General features: G+C 35.7%; 17 protein-coding genes and 1 pseudogene. 4 read left to right on the top strand and 14 right to left on the bottom strand.

Going from position 1 to position 14,927, the window contains the following annotated elements; all coding sequences use genetic code 11:
* Positions 1 to 81 precede the first annotated feature (81 nt).
* On the top strand, positions 82 to 807 hold the full coding sequence (locus AW14_RS00930) for a hypothetical protein (RefSeq protein ID WP_154662098.1): 726 nt from the start codon (positions 82 to 84) through the stop codon (positions 805 to 807).
* A 3-nt stretch (positions 808 to 810) separates the two neighbouring features.
* Here AW14_RS00930 and AW14_RS00925 read toward each other — a convergent pair whose 3' ends face one another.
* Entirely contained in the window at positions 811 to 1,425 is a 615-nt protein-coding gene (locus tag AW14_RS00925; RefSeq protein WP_044637095.1) for a thiamine diphosphokinase, read from the bottom strand.
* A 218-nt stretch (positions 1,426 to 1,643) separates the two neighbouring features.
* On the opposite strand from AW14_RS00925, the gene AW14_RS00920 reads away from it, so the two are divergent.
* The 3 genes from AW14_RS00920 to AW14_RS00910 all read left to right on the top strand — a co-directional run bounded on the left by AW14_RS00920 (position 1,644) and on the right by AW14_RS00910 (position 4,486).
* A complete protein-coding gene (locus tag AW14_RS00920) occupies positions 1,644 to 2,939 on the top strand; it encodes a DEAD/DEAH box helicase (RefSeq protein WP_044637094.1) in 1,296 nt (431 codons plus the stop codon).
* Positions 2,940 to 2,950: 11 nt separating this feature from the next.
* A complete protein-coding gene (locus AW14_RS00915) occupies positions 2,951 to 3,181 on the top strand; it encodes a VF530 family protein (protein WP_044637093.1) in 231 nt (76 codons plus the stop codon).
* Between the two features lie 108 nt (positions 3,182 to 3,289).
* A complete protein-coding gene (locus AW14_RS00910; RefSeq protein WP_044637031.1) occupies positions 3,290 to 4,486 on the top strand; it encodes an IS256 family transposase in 1,197 nt (398 codons plus the stop codon).
* 77 nt (positions 4,487 to 4,563) lie between these two features.
* Here the strand turns inward: AW14_RS00910 and AW14_RS00905 are convergent, their stop codons facing one another.
* The 13 genes and pseudogenes from AW14_RS00905 to AW14_RS00850 form a co-directional block, all read right to left on the bottom strand.
* Positions 4,564 to 4,911 carry an EF-hand domain-containing protein gene (locus tag AW14_RS00905; protein ID WP_044637092.1) on the bottom strand — a complete coding sequence of 116 codons (348 nt, stop codon included), beginning with the start codon at positions 4,909 to 4,911 and terminating at the stop codon, positions 4,564 to 4,566.
* A 92-nt stretch (positions 4,912 to 5,003) separates the two neighbouring features.
* Positions 5,004 to 5,453 carry a tRNA (cytidine(34)-2'-O)-methyltransferase gene (locus AW14_RS00900; RefSeq protein ID WP_044637091.1) on the bottom strand — a complete coding sequence of 150 codons (450 nt, stop codon included), beginning with the start codon at positions 5,451 to 5,453 and terminating at the stop codon, positions 5,004 to 5,006.
* Complete coding sequence (locus AW14_RS00895; protein ID WP_044637090.1) at positions 5,453 to 5,668, bottom strand: hypothetical protein; 216 nt, start codon at positions 5,666 to 5,668, stop codon at positions 5,453 to 5,455. Before AW14_RS00895 ends, AW14_RS00900 begins: the two co-directional genes overlap by 1 nt.
* A 16-nt stretch (positions 5,669 to 5,684) precedes the next feature.
* Positions 5,685 to 7,205, bottom strand: coding sequence for a bifunctional GNAT family N-acetyltransferase/carbon-nitrogen hydrolase family protein (locus AW14_RS00890; RefSeq protein ID WP_044637089.1), 1,521 nt, complete (start codon positions 7,203 to 7,205; stop codon positions 5,685 to 5,687).
* 93 nt (positions 7,206 to 7,298) lie between these two features.
* The gene (locus AW14_RS00885) at positions 7,299 to 8,030 is read right to left on the bottom strand and encodes an SIMPL domain-containing protein (RefSeq protein ID WP_044637088.1); all 732 of its coding nucleotides are present in this window, start codon (positions 8,028 to 8,030) and stop codon (positions 7,299 to 7,301) included.
* 18 nt (positions 8,031 to 8,048) lie between these two features.
* A complete protein-coding gene (gene trpA / locus AW14_RS00880) occupies positions 8,049 to 8,810 on the bottom strand; it encodes a tryptophan synthase subunit alpha (RefSeq protein WP_044637087.1) in 762 nt (253 codons plus the stop codon).
* A 51-nt stretch (positions 8,811 to 8,861) separates the two neighbouring features.
* Positions 8,862 to 9,146 carry a GIY-YIG nuclease family protein gene (locus AW14_RS00875; protein ID WP_044639436.1) on the bottom strand — a complete coding sequence of 95 codons (285 nt, stop codon included), beginning with the start codon at positions 9,144 to 9,146 and terminating at the stop codon, positions 8,862 to 8,864.
* A gap of 47 nt (positions 9,147 to 9,193) precedes the next feature.
* Positions 9,194 to 10,375 carry a tryptophan synthase subunit beta gene (trpB, locus tag AW14_RS00870; RefSeq protein WP_044639435.1) on the bottom strand — a complete coding sequence of 394 codons (1,182 nt, stop codon included), beginning with the start codon at positions 10,373 to 10,375 and terminating at the stop codon, positions 9,194 to 9,196.
* A gap of 30 nt (positions 10,376 to 10,405) precedes the next feature.
* Positions 10,406 to 10,978, bottom strand: a pseudogene (locus AW14_RS15200) (phosphoribosylanthranilate isomerase); the annotation flags it as partial.
* Between the two features lie 17 nt (positions 10,979 to 10,995).
* The gene (gene trpC, locus AW14_RS00865) at positions 10,996 to 11,781 is read right to left on the bottom strand and encodes an indole-3-glycerol phosphate synthase TrpC (RefSeq protein WP_044637086.1); all 786 of its coding nucleotides are present in this window, start codon (positions 11,779 to 11,781) and stop codon (positions 10,996 to 10,998) included.
* Positions 11,782 to 11,799: 18 nt separating this feature from the next.
* Complete coding sequence (gene trpD / locus AW14_RS00860; RefSeq protein WP_044637085.1) at positions 11,800 to 12,792, bottom strand: anthranilate phosphoribosyltransferase; 993 nt, start codon at positions 12,790 to 12,792, stop codon at positions 11,800 to 11,802.
* Between the two features lies 1 nt (position 12,793).
* Positions 12,794 to 13,360, bottom strand: coding sequence for an anthranilate synthase component II (locus AW14_RS00855; RefSeq protein ID WP_044637084.1), 567 nt, complete (start codon positions 13,358 to 13,360; stop codon positions 12,794 to 12,796).
* A 157-nt stretch (positions 13,361 to 13,517) separates the two neighbouring features.
* A complete protein-coding gene (locus AW14_RS00850) occupies positions 13,518 to 14,924 on the bottom strand; it encodes an anthranilate synthase component I family protein (RefSeq protein ID WP_044637083.1) in 1,407 nt (468 codons plus the stop codon).
* Positions 14,925 to 14,927: the final 3 nt, after the last annotated feature.

Genomic DNA, 14,927 nt, shown 5'->3' with positions numbered 1-14,927 from the left:
GCTACATTTTGTGTGATAATCTTTATACATTATTGTTTTATTTTACGGCATAATTCTTTAGCTTTATAAAAAAACAATACCATGTTTTATTATCTAACCGTAGCCCTTCAAGTTTACTGTTTTTATCATATTTACAAAAATGGAAATCCGTATTACTGGTATTTTATAGTCTTTCTTATGCCAGGCATTGGGGCTGCCTTGTATTTAATTTTACAGGTGTTTAGTAAGCGTGATGCCAATAAAATACAAGAAGGATTGGTAGCTATAGTAAACCCAACTAAAAAAATTAACGATTTAGAAAAACGTTTACAGTTTTCAGATACCTACCAAAACCGTGTCGATTTAGCCGATGCGTATTTAGCAAATAAAAATTACCAAAAAGCCATTGAACAATATTTAGAAGCTTTGAAAGATAAAGCCCAAAATAAATATTATGTGGTTAACAAATTGGTTGAAGCGTATTATTACACCCAAGATTATAACGAAGTTATAAAACACGCCACCAGTATTAAAGATGAGCACGATTTTAAAAAATCGAGAGCGCAGTTTATACTAGGACTTGCACAAGACAAACTGGGTGATTTTGAAGCAGCCGAAAATAATTTAAGACAAATAAACATTCGCTACTCTTTTTACGAAGAGCGTCTGGTGCTGGCAAAATTTTTAATAACGCATAACAAAATTCAAGATGCTAAAGAAATTTTAGAAGATGTTGTTTTAGAATCTCAAAACATGACCCAAACCAACAAGCGTTTATATCGGGCAACGGTTCAAGAGGCTAATAAAGTGTTAGCCGATATTCAATAACCTCTATGCTCCGGTTTCATTTATAAAAACAAATAAAACGCCAGCTTCAAATGAAATTTTAATGCGGTCGTTAATAGCGGTGTTTCTAGTTCCAATGCGGTTTCCAAAAGATAAATCTTCTTTATTTAAAGGATATTGAAGTCCTTCGGTAAAAATATTAGTAGCAAAAGGAAATGGAATTAAGGAGACTGTTTTGCCTTTGCAATTATGTAATTCTGTGACATTATTTGCCAGGAAATAATATCCGTAATTATCAAAAAAAGTAAGTTTTAATTTGTCTTTCCATTGTATGGCTGTGTGCAAATTACCTAAAAAATGATCTTGTTCTTCGCCACTGGCACCAAACACGTGAATATTTTCATAATCACGTTCAAATAAAATCTGAAGTATTTTATCAAAATCTGTAAAATCCTGATTTGGTGTGTTAATAACTTCTATATTTTCTGGTAGTTGTTTTGCCGAGTCAAAATCGCCGCTTATAAAATGTGGGGTAATTTGGTGGGTTTCCAAAAACGAATAAGCACCGTCTGTGGCACAAACAATATCGTAATTTGTTAAATCTGGGAGCGATTTTGGGGGCTCGCCGTTTAATAATAGAAAAACATTTTTTACACTCATTGCCACAAAAATACAAAAGAACCTCTTAGTAAATTCATAGATTATTTGATTTACTTCATAATTTTAACGTAAATTAAAATCTCCAAAAATGGGCTTTTTTAAATAAATGTCGTTTACGAATAAATTAGCTGTACCTTTGGTGCTTAATTTAAAAGAGGTGATATGTAAAAATAATGTTCATCTCAAGTGACCTTTAGTGGTCTTACCAAATAATTTATATGTCATTTAATTCACTAGGCTTATCTCAAGCCTTGCTAAAAGCGATTAGCAAAAAGGGATACACTACTCCAAGTCCTATACAACAAAAAGCCATTCCAGCAGTATTACAAGGAAAAGATGTTTTAGCTTCGGCACAAACAGGCACAGGAAAAACCGCTGGTTTTACATTGCCATTATTACATTTATTATCTGAAAATCCTAAAGAGAAATTCAGACCAATTCGTGCTTTAATTTTAACTCCAACACGAGAATTGGCGGCGCAAGTATATGCCAATGTTAAAGAATATAGCGAGTTTTTAAATTTGCGAAGTGCTGTTATTTTTGGTGGTGTTAATCAGAAACCACAAGCAGCAACCATCCGTCAGGGTATAGATGTTTTAGTAGCAACACCAGGGCGTTTATTAGATTTAGAAACCCAAGGATTAATATCGTTAAAACGGGTAGAAATTTTTGTTTTAGATGAAGCCGACCGTATGCTAGATATGGGGTTTTTACGCGACATTCAACGTGTTATAAAATTAATGCCAGAGAAACGTCAGAATTTAATGTTTTCGGCTACGTTTTCACCAGATATTAAAAAGTTGGCGCATGGTATTTTAAACCATTCGGTACAAGTTGAAGCAACTCCCGAAAACACAACGGTCGATGCTATTTCTCAAAAAGTATATCGTGTCGCCAAAGGCCTGAAAACGAACCTAATTATTAAGTTAATTTCAGATGGTAATTGGAAACAAGTTTTAGTCTTTACCCGAACAAAACATGGTGCTAATAAGCTTTGCGAAAAAATGGTAAAAGCGGGCATTACAGCAGCTGCCATTCATGGAAATAAAAGTCAGGGTGCACGAACAAAGGCTTTAAGCGGATTCAAATCTGGAGCCGTTCGCGTTTTAGTAGCGACCGATATTGCAGCTCGTGGTTTAGATATACCTTTACTGCCGCATGTTATTAATTTTGAATTGCCTAACATTTCTGAAGATTATGTGCATAGAATTGGTAGAACAGGTAGAGCAGGAGCTAGTGGCGAAGCCATTTCTTTGGTAAGCGCCGATGAAACTACGTTTTTAAGAGATATTGAAAAGTTGGTGGGAATTAAAATTCCAGTCGATATCTTAGAAGGTTTCGAACCAGATCCAAACGCATCAACCGAGCCAGAAAAAATGCAACAGCGTGGTGCTAGAAACAACAGACCTAGAAATAATGATAGGTCTACTAGTAGTAGTTCAACTCAAAAGAAAGATAGCGCCAGAAGGCCTAACCGAAATAACGATAGCCGAAGAAGCGATAGAAGAAATTAGAAATTTTTAAGATGGAATTGCAACCTAATAATCCGTTACATGGTATTAAGCTGGAACAAATTTTAAACGATTTGGTCGCACATTACGGTTGGGAATATATGGGGTATGCGGTTAAAATTAATTGTTTTAATAGCAATCCTACTATCAAATCTAGTTTGAAATTTTTACGAAGAACCCCTTGGGCAAGAGCAAAAGTTGAGGCTTTGTATTTAAAAATGCTAAAAAATAAAACCAATAAATAAGAAAAAAGGCTCTAATAATGGTAGTATCTCACAAAGTGTGTAAAGTTAAAAATATCGAGGGTTGCAACCCTCGATATTTTTTTGTTTAATTTTAAAATTTACACACTTATGAAGAAAGAAGATTTTCTAAACGACGATTTTTTAAAACAGTTTAAAACAGGAGACGAACTGACCTCCTTTCTAAAATCCATTCAAAAGCGAGGTATTGAAAAGATGCTAGAAGGGGAACTTGATGCTCATTTAGACTATGAGAAGCATCAGCAATCCGATAATAGCAATACCCGTAACGGCTATGGGTCTAAAAAGATAAAAACAGCTTTAGGAGAGACTAATATTAAAGTTCCCAGAGACCGGGACGCTTCTTTTAACCCTATGCTGGTTCCTAAACGCACTAACATGGTTGATGGCATAGAAAACGTCATTATCAGCCTTTATGCCAAGGGTATGAGTAATTCTGATATTGAAGAGCAAATCCGAGAAGTTTACGATTTTGATGTATCCACATCTACCATATCACGTATCACAGATAAAGTTACCAATGATATTGTTGCTTGGCAAAACAGACCTCTGGAGCCCGTATATTTAATTACTTGGATGGATGGCATCGTATTTAAGGTTCGGGAGAACTCCAAAGTCATTAACAAAACCATGTACATCGCCGTAGGACTGCGTAGAGATGGTAAAAAGGAAGTCTTAGGGCTTTGGTTGGGGAAGAATGAATCGGCAGCCTTTTGGATGAGTGTACTAACCGATATGAAAGCCAGAGGCGTTCAGGATTTGCTTATCACGGCCACAGATAATCTTAACGGTTTTACCGACACCATTAAAAACGTTTTTCCTGAATCTAAAACCCAAATCTGCGTGGTACACCAGATTCGTAATGCTTGTCGGTATGTTGTTTGGAAAGACAAGAAAGAATTTACAAAGGACATGAAAAGCATCTACGATGCACCCACCAAAAGTGCAGCAAAAGCCGCCCTAGAAGACTTTGCTCAGAAATGGGAACACAAGTACTCTTACGCTATTAAAAGCTGGAGAGATAACTGGGAAGAACTTACCGCTTTCTATGAATTTCCTTTAGAAATTAGAAAAATCATTTACACTACGAACCTTATTGAAAACCTTAATGGAAAAATCAGAAAATACACTAAAAACAAGCTCTCATTCCCAACAGATGAAGCTGTTATGAAGTCCACTTTTTTAGCCCTTAGAGAGGCTACCAAAAAATGGTCGATGCCTATTAGGAACTGGGGCATTATTTTAAACCAGTTTTTAACTATATTTGAAAAAAGGGTTCAACTTTAAAAAAGTTAAACCCTCGATTTTTAACTTACACACTTTACGGGATAGTGTCCTAATAATTTATTAGAGCCTTTTTAAATTTAATTTTCTTCTTCCATATCTTCAGTCTCAGCTTTTTTCTTTTTCATAGCTTTAACTTTGTCTTTTCCTTTCGCTAATCCTAATTTAAATTCTTCCATGGTTACAGAACCATTAGAATCTGCATCCATTTTAGAATACATAGCTTCTAGTTTTTCAACAGGAATTTCTCTTTTTCGCTTTTTGTTTTTAAACTCTTCTAAGCTTATGTTTCCGTCTTTGTTAGCGTCTAAACGTTTAAACATTTTTTCCGGATCTGGCTTTTTCTGGTCGTCTTGTGCCATAGCTGTTTGAGAAAAAGCGAACGATACTAAAGCAAATGCAATTAATTTTAATGGTGATACTTTCATGTTCTTATTTATTAGAGTTGTTTTTAAATTGTTTTTATTTACTCTAAGACTATTTAATTAATGAAAGGTTTAACGTATTCGTTTAAAATTATTTACAGACTTTTAATACCTTCATAAACAACAATGGCAACGGCATTTGCTAAATTTAAGCTTCTAACATGTTCGCTGTATAAAGGAATTTTATAAAGTTGATTCGCATGTTTTTCTGTGAGTGATTTTGGTAACCCCACCGATTCTTTGCCAAAAACCAAAAACATATCATCTTCAAAAGGTATATCCCAATGGTTTTTTGTGCCATGGCTGGAAAGAAATGCCATTTTTTTGTCTTTGTTTATACTGAAAAATGCTTCTATATTATCATAATAAATCACTTCTAGGTGTTTCCAATAATCTAATCCAGCTCGTTTTAAGCGCGTATCGTCAATTTCGAAACCAAAAGGTTTTACTAAATGTAAACGCGACCCAGAAGCCAAACTTAATCTGCCAATATTCCCTGTGTTATTAGGTATTTCGGGTTCGATTAAAACAATGTTTAAAGGCATTATTTTTTAAATATTTTTAAAATAATTATTACAATTAATAAAAGAAATGGCAATCCATGCAGCAAGGTATCGAACCAATCCATGGCGGTCATTCCTTTTGCGCCGCCGGCAATCCATCGTAATTTACCAACAATATGGGGTTCTGGTTTAAATGGTGCTAGACCTAGCGTAAGGCAAAGCAGTAAAATAAGTTTCCAGTTTTTTAGTAATTCCATGGATTTTCTTGAAACATTAACGTTTTCTAAGTTCGAAAATATCTTTGCGTCTGTCTTTTAAATTCTTCACACTACCAAATTGATTCAGTTCTCGCAGTAAATCGATATCGACATCGGCAATTAAAATCATTTCGGTGTTTTGTGTGGCTTCGGCTTTAACGCCGTTGGTTGGAAAAGCAAAATCGCAAGGGGTAAACACCATAGATTGCGCAAATTGAATGTCCATGTTTTGAACTTTTGGTAAGTTACCAACACTACCAGCTATGGCTACGTAGCATTCGTTTTCTATAGCTCGTGCTTGTGCACAATGGCGTACTCTTGAGAAGCCGTTTTGAGTATCGGTAAGAAAGGGAACAAATAAAATATCCATACCTTCATCGGCTAACAAGCGGCTTAGTTCTGGAAATTCAGAATCGTAACAAATTAAAACACCAATTTTACCACAGTCGGTGTCGAAAGCTTCCAGTTTGTTTCCGCCAACCATACCCCAAACTTTCGCTTCATCGGGTGTTACGTGTAGTTTTTCGTAACGTTCCATACTACCATCGCGACGGCATAAATATCCCACATTATAAAGCTTGTCGCCAACCATTTCGGGCATGCTTCCTGTGATAATATTTATGTTGTAAGAGATGGCTAATTTTGAAAAGCGTTTCGCTATTTCGGCGGTGTGTTTTGCTAATTCACGAATCGCTTCAGGCGTCGATAAATGATTTTTATCGGCCATTAAAGGCGCATTGAAAAACTCGGGAAACAAAGCAAAATCGCTACGGTAACCAGAAACGGCATCTACGAAAAATTCGGCTTGTTGCATAAGTTCATCTAAATCGGTATACAAACGCATTTGCCATTGAATTAACCCTAAGCGTACTATTTTTTTTATGGTAGTCGCTTTTTTGTTTACTTTTTCGTAGTAAATATTATCCCATTCTAAAAGTACCGCATAATCTTGCGAATCGGCATCACCTTCTAAATAATTTTTCAAAATTCGAGTGGGATGAAAGTCGTTTGAAATTTGAAAGTTTAATACCGGGTCGTGTATTTCTTTACTTTTAACCCTATCTATGTATTCTTTGGGCGATAATTTATCGGCGTAATTTTTATAGTTAGGTATGCGTCCTCCAAAGGCTAAGCCTTTTAAATTTAAACGTTCGCAAAGTTCTTTTCTGTAATCGTAAAGGCGTCTGCCCAAACGTAAGCCACGAAACTCGGGTTTTATAAAAACTTCAATACCATAAATAACATCGCCGTCGTTGGTATGGGTACTAAAAGTATAATTACCTGTTATTTCTTTGTACGTGTGAAAATCGTCAAATTTATCGTAATCGACTATAATGGATAAGGCGCAACCCGCAATTTGATTATTTACTTTTATAACCACTTGGCCGTCTGGAAACTCATCAATTAATGTTTTTATTTGATGCTCTCTCCAATAGGCATCTGGCATCGTGGTATAAGAGGCGATCATGGCTTGTTTTAACTCTTCATAATCGTTTAAGCTTAAATAGGTCAACTCGATATTTTCAATTTCTTTCATGTGCAATTTTTATGTTTTTGGAAGTTTTTAATATAAAAGATTTCAGCAGAAATTCAAAATTATTTGACTCCGGTGATTATGAAAACTACTAATTTATTTTACCAAATAAGTTAATTTCATGGTAATTGAAGCTGTTTTTTCTTTTGATGAAGTGTTGTAAGCGCCACCCCAAGAATAATCTTCGTTAGAGTTTTGTCCGGTGATTTGAAATATCCCCATTTGAGCAGAAGACAAATCGCCTATAACAGCTCCCGAATTTTCTGAAATACTTTTTGCACGTAAACGCGCATTTTCGGTAGCTCTGGATACCATTTCTATTTTTAAATCTTCAAGTTTTGTGTAGTAATATCTTGGAGCCATCGAGTAAAGTTGAATGCCTTTGTTTAAAAGTTCTGTAACTTCTCTGGAGATTTTTTCAACCTTTTCAACTTCTTTTGATTTTATTTGAACGGTTTGACTTAGGGTGTAATCTGTAAATTCCTGCCCCATGTATTTGCCTTCCGAGCTGTAATTTTGTTTCATGTTTTTACTCGTTTCAACCGCACTAAAAACAATAACATTTTCATCTAATCCTTTCGATTTGAAATATTCTGAAATGATATCTTTATCATTTTTCAAATCTAAATAAGCCTGTTGTAAATCTTTGTTTACCTGCGAAAATTTGGCTTCCCAAACAATTAAGTCTGATGAAAAATTTGTTTCTCCCAATCCCGTAACCGTAATGGTTCCAACTTTTTTGTTTCTGTTAATAACCGCATGGCCCAGAATAACAGATGCGATAACGATAGCTAAAGCAAAAACAATGGCATTTAAATGTTTTTTCATGATGAAAGGAATTAAAGATTAAATTATAGATGTAACGAAGGAATCTATTTTATCTACAGAATTATTTGTTAGGAATTTTATAAAAGCACTTCCAATAATAGCACCTTTGGCATATTTAGTTGCTTGAACAAACGTTTCGTTATCATTAATACCAAAACCTATAATCTGAGGGTTTTTAAGATTCATATGAGATATACGTTCAAAATATGCTGTTTGGTCGTCTCCAAACCCCGATTGGCTACCTGTTACACTGGCGCTACTTACCATGTAAATAAATCCGTTTGAAATAGAATCTATAAAATTGATACGTTCAACAGATGTTTGCGGCGTAATTAAAAACACGTTTATTAAGCCATATTTTTCAAAAATAGCTTTGTATTGGTCGTTATAAACATCGACAGGTAAATCGGGGATAATTAACCCGTCAATACCAATTTCTTGACATTTTTTACAAAAAGCTTCTACACCATATTGAAGCATGGGGTTAAAATATCCCATAATTATTAAAGGAATAGTCACTGTTTTTCTAACATCTTTTAATTGATTGAAAAGGGTTTCTGTGGTCATGCCATTTTTTAAAGCTGCTGTAGAACTCTCTTGAATGGTAGGGCCATCGGCCAACGGATCGCTAAAAGGCAAGCCAATTTCTATCATATCTACACCGCTTTTTTCCAGATTTTGAATGATTGTAAGCGTGTCGTTTAAGCTTGGGTAACCAGCTGTAAAGTATATGGATAGTAATTTTTTATTTTCTTGTAATTTTTGGTTTATTCTGTTCATTCTAAATAAAATTTTTTCATTCCCTCGAAGGAGGGAATCTTTTATTATTTTTTAAATATATTCAGTAAGATCTTTCCAATCAGGGTTTAATCCGTTAATTAAATTAATCTTCCATTCACGATTCCACTTTTTTATTTGCCTTTCTCTTTTGATTGAATTATTAACATATTTGGTCGTTTCAAAATAGACTAGCTTATCAACATTATATTTTCCTGTAAATGTTTTAAGACTATTGTTTTTATGTTGGGATATTCTTGTTTTTAATTGTTTTGTTCGACCAACGTATAAAACGGTGTGGTTTTTATTTGTTAATATGTAAACATAATGCACATCCATCATTAAATTTTGAGATTTCCGCCTACGCGGAAATGAAAAAATAAAATTTAGAGTTTAAAATAATCGATATAAGTATTTAAATCTTTATCGCCACGACCAGACAAACTCACTACCACCACATCGTTTGGTTTAAATGTTTTATGGTTGAAAATGGCTAGTGCATGCGAGGTTTCGATTGCAGGAATGATGCCTTCTAATTTTGAAAGTTCCAAACCAGCTTCCATAGCATCGCTATCGGTTATAGACATAAATTCGGCACGACCTGTTTTAGATAAATGCGCATGCATAGGACCTACACCTGGATAATCTAACCCAGCCGAAATAGAGTAGGGCTCGGTTATTTGTCCGTCGGTTGTTTGCATTAATAAAGTTTTACAACCGTGGATAATGCCTTCTTTACCAAGTACAGAGGTTGCAGCACTTTCGCCAGAATCGACACCTAAACCTGCGGCTTCTACAGCTATAATACCAACTTCTGGTTCGTGAAGAAAATGGTAATAGGTTCCGGCTGCGTTACTACCACCACCAATACAAGCTACTACATAATCGGGATTCTCACGACCTTCTTGTTCTTTTAACTGCCATTTTATTTCTTCTGAAATTACAGCCTGAAAACGTGTTACCATGTCTGGGTATGGGTGCGGACCAATAGCCGATCCTATAATATAATGCGTGTTAACAGGGTTGTTAATCCAATCGCGAATGGCTTCGTTGGTGGCGTCTTTAAGAGTGCGACTTCCTGATTTTGCAGGAACTACTGTCGCACCAAGCATTTTCATTCTTGCTACGTTTGGTGCTTGCCTTGCAATATCAATTTCGCCCATGTATACAATACACTCTAAGCCCATTAAAGCACAAACCGTAGCCGTTGCAACACCATGTTGTCCGGCGCCAGTTTCGGCAATGATTCGGGTTTTGCCTAAACGTTTTGCCATTAAAATTTGGCCAATGGTATTGTTTATTTTATGCGCTCCAGTATGATTTAAATCTTCGCGTTTTAAATATATTTTGGTATTGTATTTTTCTGAAAGACGTTTAGCAAAATACAATGGCGAGGGGCGCCCTACGTAGTCTTTTAAAAGTTGGTCGAATTCCTTTTTAAAGTCGGGTTCGGCCATAACTTCTAAATATTTCTGGCGTAATTCTTCTACATTTGGATAGAGCATTTCTGGGATGTATGCACCTCCAAATTCTCCATAATACCCTTTTTCGTTTACGTTGTAATTCATGGTTTTATTACTCAGTTTATTTATAAACTCTGTTAATAGTTCTATGTTTTTTAGTCCGGGAGCTGTTTCAAATTTACTGTTTACATCTAAAGCATAACAGTATTTTGATGCCGGATTGTTTTTAAATTTTTTAATGGCTTCAATTTCATTAATACCAATACCGCCACTTAAAAAGAATGGTTTTGTTGATGGATACTTATTTAAAACATTCCAATCGAAAGTATAACCATTGCCTCCAGGTAATTTTCCTTTGGTATCAAATAAATAATAATCGCAAACCGATTCGTATGGTTTTAAAGTTTCAAAATTAAAGGTGTCTTTAATAGAGAAAACTTTAATGATTTCTATGTTTTTATTTTGAAGCGTTTTGCAATAATCGGGAGATTCTTCGCCATGTAATTGCACCGCATTTAGTTGATGTTTTTGAATGTTTTTAATAACGATGTCTAAATCTTCGTTTACAAAAACACCGACTTTTTTTATGGCATTTGAAATTTCGGGGATGTTTGTATTGAAACATCTTGCCGATTTTTCATAAAATATGAAGCCCAAATAGTCTGGCTGCAGTGCTGCAACCTGTTCTATATTGTCTGGATATTTCATGCCGCAAATTTTGAGTTTCATGCTTCTAAATCTTTTATAAATTGCATTGCACTTTTGCCGGCATCATTTGTTTTCATGAAGTTTTCACCTATTAAAAAACCTTGATAACCGTAGGGTTTTAATTCTTTTATGGCTTCAACGTTGCTAATACCACTTTCTGATACTTTTACAAAATCGTCTGGTATTTGTGTGCTTAAAATTTTGCTGGTTTCCAGACTAACATCGAAGGTTTTTAGGTTTCTGTTATTAACGCCTAACATGTCTAAACTGGGCATGATGGATTTTTGTAATTCTTCTTCGTTGTGAACTTCTAACAAGACATCTAAATGTAAGCTTTTCGCAAACTCTGAAAAACGCTTAATTTCTTCTCTTGTTAAAATCGCAGCGATTAGCAAAATAACATCGGCACCGTAAGCACGCGCTTCCAGTAATTGGTATTCATCTATAATAAATTCTTTACGTAAAAGTGGTAAGTTACAACTCGCTCGAGCCGTTAGTAAATCGTCTAACGAACCACCAAAGTATTTAGCATCGGTTAAAACCGACATACCACAAACACCTGCTTGTTCGTATCCGGTGGCAACATCTTGAACGTTTAGCGATTGATTTATAACAGATTTAGAAGGGGAACGCCTTTTGTGTTCTGCTATAATGCCTGTGCTACTGTTTTTTAATTTGTTAGCCAAAGAGATGGTTTCTCTTTCGAATAAAACAGATTGTTCCAGTTGATTTGTAAGTATTAACGATTTTCTTAAATTAACTTCAACACGTTTATCGGCTACTATTTTATCTAATATGTTCATTTTACGGATAAAAATAATCTATTTACTTAATTGAATGAGTGTGTTTAAACTGGCTTTTGCTTTTCCAGAAAACAAAGATTCTTTGGCCATTTCAAACCCCTCTTGATGTGAAACTTGTTTTACGGTTGCTATGGCTAATCCGGCGTTGGTACAAACAACATTATTTTGGGCTTCTGTACCTTGGCCATTAATTATATTTGTAAATATGGTTGCAGCATCTTTAATGGAGTTGCCACCAAAAATAGCCTCTTGTTTTACTTTTGAAAGGCCCAAATCTTCTGGAGAAAATAAGGTTTCGGTGTGGTTAGAAACTATTTTGGCTTTTCCTGTTAGCGAAATTTCATCGTAACCATCAAGGGCATAAACAATATTATAGTTGGTATCGGTATTTTGATATAAAAAACTATACAAGCGCAACAATTCTAAATTAAAAACGCCCAGCAATTGGTTTTTAGGAAACGAAGGGTTTACCATAGGCCCTAGCATATTAAAAAAGGTTTTAACACCAAGTTCTTTACGAATAGGAGCTACATGTTTCATGGCTGGATGAAATAAAGGTGCGTGTAAAATACAGATGCCAGCTTTATCCATACAGGTTTTTAAAAAATCTTCGTTATTAGAGAATTTTACCCCTAAATGTTCCATAACATTTGATGAACCAGAGGTTGAAGACACGCCATAATTACCATGTTTGGACACGTGAACACCAGCGCCTGCCGTTATAAACGACGCCAGCGTTGAGATGTTGAATGTGTTTTTACCATCGCCACCCGTACCAACAATGTCTATAGCGTTAAACTCGCTTAGGTTTATTGGTATACAAAGTTCTAACAAGGCATCTCTAAAGCCACGTAATTCTTCGATGGTTATGTTTCGCATCATAAAAACACTTAAGAAACATACCATTTGACTTTGGTTGTAAAGTCCATTGGATATGTTTACCAAAACTTGTTTAGCCTCTTCGCTAGATAAGGTTTCGTGGTTTATGAGTCTGTTTAATAAATCTTTCATTTTAACTTTCTATCCAGTTTTTTAGTATTTGTTTTCCGTTGGGTGTTAAAACCGATTCTGGGTGGTATTGAACGCCTCTAACATCGTAAACTTTATGTCTTAAAGACATAACTTGTCCGTTAACATCAAACGATGTGGCTTCCAGACTTTCTGGTAAATCTGGGCTTACTACCCAAGAGTGGTAACGCCCCACTTCTATGTTTTTATCCATGTTTTTAAAAAGTGGCTCGTCGTCTACACAAATAGTAACGTTGGTGGCTACGCCATGGTACACATCTTCTAAATTTATTAGAGAACCCCCAAAAACTTCGCCAATGGCTTGTTGCCCTAAACACACGCCTAAAATACTTTTTGTTGGTGCATAGGTTTTAATAATTGCTTTTAATAAACCTGCTTCGTCTGGAATACCTGGCCCGGGAGAGAGGACTATTTTATCGAAGGGTTTTACATCGTCTAATGTTAGTTTGTCGTTTCTGTAAACGGTTACCTCGCAATTTAAATCTTCCAGATAATGTACCAGATTGTATGTGAAACTGTCGTAATTGTCGATAACTAATATTTTTTTCATTTCTTTATTTTTTGTGCAACGAATACACTAATATTTTCTTGTTTTTGCTTCGTTTTTAAAAAGCTTGTTTTTTGGTGCGTTAGGGATTGAGCCTTTGTTGGAGCTCCTCGCAGAGAGCGACTGGCTAAAGCCCGACCCTTGTGGTAACGCCTTTATTTTAAATATCTTCTGCCAAGGTTATTGCTTTTGTTAAGGCGCCTAATTTGTTATAAACTTCTTGTAATTCGCTTTCGGCATTGGATTTGGATACCATACCTGCGCCGGCTTGCCAGTTTAGTTTGTAATCTTTACTTAGGAAGGTACGTATCATGATGGCGTGGTTAAAATTGCCCTCGAAATCCATAAAACCAATGGCGCCGCCATAGTAGGAGCGGCTGGTTTTTTCGTACTGCTCTATAAGTTGCATGGCGCGGTGTTTTGGTGCGCCACTTAATGTGCCTGCGGGAAAGGTGTCTGCCACAACCTGCATGGTTGAGGTGTTTTTATGTTTTAGCCCTGTAACTTTGCTTACCAAGTGGATAACGTGCGAGAAAAACTGAACTTCGCGGTAGGTGTTTACGACCACCTGGCTGCCATGGCGACTTAAATCGTTGCGAGCCAAATCGACTAGCATGACATGTTCGGCGTTTTCTTTATCGTCTTTTTTTAGTTTCTCGGCTAATTCGGCATCGAGCATATCATCGCCAGTACGTTTAAATGTTCCTGCAATGGGGTGAATTTCTGCCATACCATTAGAAACTATTAGTTGTGCTTCGGGAGAGCTACCAAAAATTTTGAAGCTTCCGTAGTCGAAATAAAATAGGTATGGCGATGGGTTTATGCTACGTAAGGCGCGGTACACATTAAAATCGTCGCCTTTAAATTGTTGCGAAAAGCGGCGCGATAAAACCAGTTGAAATACATCGCCTCGGGCACAGTGTTTTTTGGCGCGTTCTACTTGCTCACGGAATTCTTCGTCGGTTGCATTTGATGTAATGTCGCCGTTTGTTTTGAAATTGTACTCGGCAAATGCTTTTACGTTTATTAAATCGTCTACCTCGTGAATATTATTTTCGGTGCCTTCGTAGCAATGTGCAAAAATATAAGCTTCGTTTTTAAAGTGATTTACAGCAATAATATTTTGGTAAACCGAGTAGTAAACTTCTGGGATTTCAATAGAATCGTCTTTTTTACTTATTTCGACATCTTCGAAATATTTAACCGCGTCGTAAGCCGTGTAACCAAAAATACCATTATTTATAAATTTAAATTCTTGGTCTGAACTTACATTAAAACGTTTTGTGAATTTGTGAATTTCTTCGGCAACATTAATGTCTTTATCGATTGCTACGTTGGTTGTACTGCCATCGGGAAAGGTTTGTGTTATTTTTTCGTTTTCAACTTTTATGGATGCAATGGGGTTGAAACAGATGTACGAAAAGTTTTTGTGATTTCTGTGGTAGTCGCCACTTTCAAGCAAAATACTGTTTGGGTATTTGTCTCTAATTTTATAATAAACAGCCACCGGTGTGATGGTGTCTGCAAGGATTCTTTTGTAATATGTATGTAAATTGTACTTAGTCATTGT

The organism is Siansivirga zeaxanthinifaciens CC-SAMT-1 (assembly GCF_000941055.1).
Classification (GTDB): domain Bacteria; phylum Bacteroidota; class Bacteroidia; order Flavobacteriales; family Flavobacteriaceae; genus Siansivirga; species Siansivirga zeaxanthinifaciens.
The sequence above is the reverse complement of the archived record's forward strand: the minus strand, read 5'-3'. Positions and strand labels throughout refer to the sequence as shown.

Coding starts and splice junctions, on each gene's coding strand:
- AW14_RS00930 (WP_154662098.1), top strand. CDS start 82: ATGTTTTATTATCTAACCGTAGCCCTTCAAGTTTACTGTTTTTATCAT.
- AW14_RS00925 (WP_044637095.1), bottom strand. CDS start 1,425: ATGAGTGTAAAAAATGTTTTTCTATTATTAAACGGCGAGCCCCCAAAA.
- AW14_RS00920 (WP_044637094.1), top strand. CDS start 1,644: ATGTCATTTAATTCACTAGGCTTATCTCAAGCCTTGCTAAAAGCGATT.
- AW14_RS00915 (WP_044637093.1), top strand. CDS start 2,951: ATGGAATTGCAACCTAATAATCCGTTACATGGTATTAAGCTGGAACAA.
- AW14_RS00910 (WP_044637031.1), top strand. CDS start 3,290: ATGAAGAAAGAAGATTTTCTAAACGACGATTTTTTAAAACAGTTTAAA.
- AW14_RS00905 (WP_044637092.1), bottom strand. CDS start 4,911: ATGAAAGTATCACCATTAAAATTAATTGCATTTGCTTTAGTATCGTTC.
- AW14_RS00900 (WP_044637091.1), bottom strand. CDS start 5,453: ATGCCTTTAAACATTGTTTTAATCGAACCCGAAATACCTAATAACACA.
- AW14_RS00895 (WP_044637090.1), bottom strand. CDS start 5,668: ATGGAATTACTAAAAAACTGGAAACTTATTTTACTGCTTTGCCTTACG.
- AW14_RS00890 (WP_044637089.1), bottom strand. CDS start 7,205: ATGAAAGAAATTGAAAATATCGAGTTGACCTATTTAAGCTTAAACGAT.
- AW14_RS00885 (WP_044637088.1), bottom strand. CDS start 8,030: ATGAAAAAACATTTAAATGCCATTGTTTTTGCTTTAGCTATCGTTATC.
- trpA (WP_044637087.1), bottom strand. CDS start 8,810: ATGAACAGAATAAACCAAAAATTACAAGAAAATAAAAAATTACTATCC.
- AW14_RS00875 (WP_044639436.1), bottom strand. CDS start 9,146: ATGGATGTGCATTATGTTTACATATTAACAAATAAAAACCACACCGTT.
- trpB (WP_044639435.1), bottom strand. CDS start 10,375: ATGAATTACAACGTAAACGAAAAAGGGTATTATGGAGAATTTGGAGGT.
- trpC (WP_044637086.1), bottom strand. CDS start 11,781: ATGAACATATTAGATAAAATAGTAGCCGATAAACGTGTTGAAGTTAAT.
- trpD (WP_044637085.1), bottom strand. CDS start 12,792: ATGAAAGATTTATTAAACAGACTCATAAACCACGAAACCTTATCTAGC.
- AW14_RS00855 (WP_044637084.1), bottom strand. CDS start 13,360: ATGAAAAAAATATTAGTTATCGACAATTACGACAGTTTCACATACAAT.
- AW14_RS00850 (WP_044637083.1), bottom strand. CDS start 14,924: ATGACTAAGTACAATTTACATACATATTACAAAAGAATCCTTGCAGAC.